Below are 1,422 nucleotides of genomic sequence, written 5' to 3'. Positions count from 1 at the left end.
TCTCTACGCATGATCAAAGACGTTATCCGCCTGAAGTGGCAGGCCGATCTCTCGCACGAGCAGATCGCTGCCACCCTCAACATATCCAAGGGAGCCGTCGCCAAGTACGTTGGCCTGACCAATGCCGCCGGCCTGGATTGGGAGACTGTCCAGGGCTGGAGCGAGCAGCGACTGACCTCCACCCTGCTGCCCAAGGCCAACACCTCGCAGCCTTACATCACCCCCGACTGGGGCCGTATCCACCGTGAACTCGACCGCAAGGGTGTGACGCTCATGCTGCTGTGGCAGGAGTATGTGGAGGCCCATCCCCATGGTCGTACCTGGCGCTACACCCAGTTCTGCGGGCACTACAAGGACTTTGCCCAGACCCTCAAGCGTTCAATGCGTCAACACCGGCGTGCCGGCGAGAAGCTGTTCATTGACTTCGCGGGCGCAACCGTTGCCTTGCGCGGTGGCGCCCGCGCCCAGGTCTTTGTCTCGGCCATGGCCGCCTCCAGTTGCGTCTTCGCCTGCGCCACCCCTGCGCAGCGTCTGGACGATTGGATCGCCTGCATGGTGCGCGCGCTGCACTTCTATGGAGGTGTGCCGCAATTGATCGTGCCTGATAACGCACGTGCCGTGATCGCCTCACCAGACCGTTACGAGCCGCGTGCCAACGAGACGGTGCAGGACCTGGCCCGCTACTACGGCACCTCGGTGCTGCCTGCACGCCCGCGCACACCGCGCGACAAGGCCACGGCCGAGAGCTCGGTTCAAGTCGTCACGCGCTGGGTGCTGGCGCGGCTGCGCCACCAGCGCTTTGACAGCGTCGCCCAGGTTGACGCGGCCATTGCGCAATTGCTCCCCAGCCTCAACGAGCGACCCTTCCAGAAGCTGCCGGGCAGCCGCTCCAGCGTGTTCGCCGAGCTGGACGCCCCAGCCCTGATGCCGCTGCCCCAGCAGCCCTATGAGCTGGCGCGCTTCAAGACCGTGAAGGTCCACATCGACTACCACGTCGAGATCGACGGTCACCGTTACAGCGCACCGCACTCGCTGGTCGGTCAGACGCTGGAGGCGCGCATGACGCGTCACGGCATCGAGTTGCTCTTGCGCGGTCAGCGCGTGGCCGCTCACGCCCGCAACGACAAGCGTGGGGGTTTCTCCACGGTGGAGGCGCACATGCCTGCGGCCCACCGCGCCCACATGGAGTGGACGCCGCAGCGCCTCATCGAATGGGGGCAACGCATCGGCGTGGCCTGCGGCGAACTGATCACCCGTCTGCTGCAGACCTACAAGCACCCCGAGCATGGCTACCGGTCTTGCCTGGGCTTGCTGAGCCTGTCCAGGCGCTACGGCGAGGTGAGGCTGGAGGCCGCCTGCGAACGGGCTCTGGCCCTGGGCACCCTGCGCTACAGCCATGTGCGTGACTTGCTGGCCAACAAC

General features: G+C 65.8%; 1 protein-coding gene. It reads left to right on the top strand.

Features of this window, described 5'->3' with window-relative positions; genetic code table 11:
* Positions 1–1,422: IS21 family transposase (gene istA, locus M3149_RS22570; protein WP_251711600.1), on the top strand; the 1,422-nt coding region annotated here is incomplete at both ends.

Source organism: Hydrogenophaga intermedia (genome assembly GCF_023715105.1).
GTDB classification, from domain to species: domain Bacteria; phylum Pseudomonadota; class Gammaproteobacteria; order Burkholderiales; family Burkholderiaceae_C; genus Hydrogenophaga; species Hydrogenophaga intermedia_A.
The sequence above is the reverse complement of the archived record's forward strand: the minus strand, read 5'-3'. Positions and strand labels throughout refer to the sequence as shown.